Origin of the sequence: Brachyspira catarrhinii, assembly GCF_005518285.1 — a bacterium.
Taxonomy (GTDB): Bacteria; Spirochaetota; Brachyspiria; order Brachyspirales; family Brachyspiraceae; genus Brachyspira; species Brachyspira catarrhinii.
In genome coordinates this window covers 1-3,162 of sequence record NZ_SJDU01000273.1, presented here as the reverse complement: position 1 = coordinate 3,162, position 3,162 = coordinate 1, and the positions used below count along the sequence as shown (strand labels likewise).

Here is a 3,162-nt window from a genome sequence, read left to right as displayed (position 1 = left end):
TAAAATGGGAGATTTATTAAATTAAATGATATAATAAAAAAATCAAAAATATAAAAAATAACAGGAGAAATAAAATGAAAATTTTTGAAGGCAAATTAACTTCCGAAAAAGAAATTAAAATCGGAATAGTATGCGCGAGGTTTAACGAGTTTATCGTGTCAAAATTATTGTCGGGCGCTTTGGACGCTTTGCATCGACATAATATTAAAGACGATAATATTCATGTCGCTTGGGTTCCAGGAGCTTTTGAAATTCCTTTGATAGCTTCAAAAATGGCAAGCTCTAAAAAATATGACGCCGTTATCTGTTTGGGAGCGGTAATAAGAGGTTCGACTTCGCATTACGATTATGTTTGCGCCGAAGTTTCAAAAGGAATTGCGTCAGTTTCTTTGAAATCGGATATTCCCGTAATGTTTGGAGTTCTCACTACGGAAAATATAGAGCAGGCTATCGAGCGAGCGGGAACAAAATCTGGTAATAAAGGATTCGACAGCGCTATGGGAGCGATAGAGATGGTAAATTTGATAAGAGAGATTGATAAAAAATAATATATATTAATGTCGATAACTTTTTTCGCTACTGAAGGCTTTAGCTCTATAAATTTTAGTTAAGTTCTTTATTAAATTCTTTATAAAAATATCGAATTGTAAACTTATAAATTAGAAATTTTAATAATAATTTAAATATTACTATTGACAATAATGAAATTTTTTAATATAATTAAATTAGTATTTTAAGGATTTGATTATGTCAATTTATACAATCGCTGAAATTGATTTATCTATTTTGAAAAATAACATGAATGTAATATCTTCTATTACTCATGGAGCTAAACTTCTTAATGTTTTAAAAGCTAACGCTTACGGACATGGAATAATAGAAATAGCGAAAGCATCGGAAAAATTCAAAGTTGACGCTATCGGAGTAGCTACCGTAGAAGAAGGAGTAAAAATAAGAAAAAGCGGAATTAAAGTCCCGATTATAGTATTATTTCAGCATTTCAAATCGGAAGCCGAAGAAGTTTGCAAATATAATTTGACTCCTATAATAAGCAATGACGAATGTTTGCCTTATTACGAAAAATATATGGAAAGATATCGAGGTTCTTTAAAAATTCATGTATATATAAAAGTAGATACTGGCTTGAATAGAATGGGAGCTAAACCAGAAGAAGTATTGGATTTGGCAAAAAAAGTTTTATCATGTAAGAATTTGGTTTTAGAAGGAATAAACACTCATTTTGCGGCAGCCGATATGAAAGATTCTGCAGGAAAGGATTTTACAAGAGAACAAATAAAAACTTTCAATGAAGTTATAAATAATCTAAAATCAAACAAAATAGAAGTTAATACTATTCATAGCGCTAATTCCGCCGCTATATTGTCGTATGAAGAATCGTTTTTCGATATGGTTAGAGCGGGAATAACATTGTATGGCTATCCGCCTGTAAATACGAATGCGGATATAAAACCTTTTATGGAAGTAAAATCAAAAGTCGTTCTTATAAAAAAATTAAAAAAGGGAGAATCCGTTTCCTACGGTATGACTTGGAAAGCCGATAAAGATACAAAAATAGCTTTAATCCCCATAGGTTATGCGGACGGTATTTCAAGAAAACTATCGAATAATTGGGAAGTTAAAATCAATAATAAATATTATCCCGTTAGAGGAAGAATCTGTATGGATTTAACTATAGTTGAAATATTTAAAGGTAATGTAAATGTGGAAGATGATGTTTTGATATTTGGAAACGATAAAAAACTTAATGCCGAAACTATGGCTAAAAGAATAGAAACTATACCGCATGAAGTTTTGGTAAGAATAGGAGAAAGAGTTAGAAGAGTATATAAAGATTAATATTAAATTATTAATTTTATATAAATACATTATATTATGGAGGTTCGATTATGCAAATAATAGAACAAATCAATGGCGCTATCAATAATTTTATATGGGGACCAGTAATGCTTGTATTATTGGTTGGAACGGGAATATTCTTAACAATAAGAATAAAGTTTTTCCAAGTAAGCCATATAAGACTATGGATGAAAGGAACTTTTGGAGCAATGTTCAAAAAACATACTGACGATGTAAATATTACGCCGTTTCAAGCCGTAAGCACCGCTTTAGCAAGCACTGTTGGAACGGGAAATATAGTCGGAGTAACTACCGCTATAGTCTCAGGCGGACCAGGAGCATTATTTTGGATGTGGTTTGCGGCTTTTTTCGGAATGGTAACAAAATATTCCGAGGTTTTACTATCAATAAAATATAGAGAAAAAGATTCTAACGGTAAACATTTTGGCGGTCCTATGTATTATTTATCTAAAGGCGCTAACTTGCCTTGGCTTGGAACTATATTCGCAGTATTTGCAACTTTGGCATGTTTCGGAATAGGAAATTTAACGCAAATTAACGCTATGGCTAATGTAGTTAAACAAAATTTTAATGTTCCTACAATATATACGGGTATAGCCGTTACGATTGTGGTTGCAATTATAATAGTAGGAGGTATTAAAAGGATAGGTTCGGTAGCCGAAAAATTAGTTCCTTTAATGTGCGTATTATATTTAATATGCGGAATCATAATAATTATTATTAATCTTGATAAAATTCCGGGAGTTTTTGAACTCGTATTTTCCAATGCTTTTTCTTTTAAACAAGTCGGAGCGGGTTTTATGGGTTATACTATAGCAATGGGTATGAGATACGGTTTTGCAAGAGGTATTTTCTCAAATGAAGCTGGTATGGGTTCCGCCCCTATGGCGCATGCTTCGTCAAATAGTAAAAATCCTGTGGACCAAGCTATGTGGGGAGTATTCGAAGTATTTGTAGACACTTTTTTAGTATGTTCTATAACGGGGATAGTGGCTATTATGAATTTAAACTTGACAGAACAGGGACTTGCTGGAGCGCCTCTAATTTCCGAAGCGTTCAGAATATCTATGCCAAGCGATTTCGGTTCAATAGTATTGACTATAGCGTTATTCCTTTTCGCATTTACCACACTTGTTGGCTGGTCTCATTATGGAACCGTAAGTTTGGGATATTTGACAAATAACAATAAAAAGGCGGAATTAATATTTAAAATAATATTTATAATAGTAATAATAATAGGTTCTGTAAGCGAACTTGAATTGGTAAAGCGAACTTGAATTGGTA

General features: G+C 32.3%; 3 protein-coding genes. All 3 read left to right on the top strand.

Going from position 1 to position 3,162, the window contains the following annotated elements; all coding sequences use genetic code 11:
• The first annotated feature begins 74 nt into the window (after positions 1 to 74).
• On the top strand, positions 75 to 548 hold the full coding sequence (gene ribH, locus EZH24_RS09240; protein WP_137998870.1) for a 6,7-dimethyl-8-ribityllumazine synthase: 474 nt from the start codon (positions 75 to 77) through the stop codon (positions 546 to 548).
• 199 nt (positions 549 to 747) lie between these two features.
• Positions 748 to 1,857 carry an alanine racemase gene (gene alr, locus EZH24_RS09235; protein ID WP_137998869.1) on the top strand — a complete coding sequence of 370 codons (1,110 nt, stop codon included), beginning with the start codon at positions 748 to 750 and terminating at the stop codon, positions 1,855 to 1,857.
• Between the two features lie 47 nt (positions 1,858 to 1,904).
• On the top strand, positions 1,905 to 3,155 hold the full coding sequence (locus EZH24_RS09230) for an alanine/glycine:cation symporter family protein (protein ID WP_137998868.1): 1,251 nt from the start codon (positions 1,905 to 1,907) through the stop codon (positions 3,153 to 3,155).
• The last annotated feature ends 7 nt before the right edge of the window (positions 3,156 to 3,162 follow it).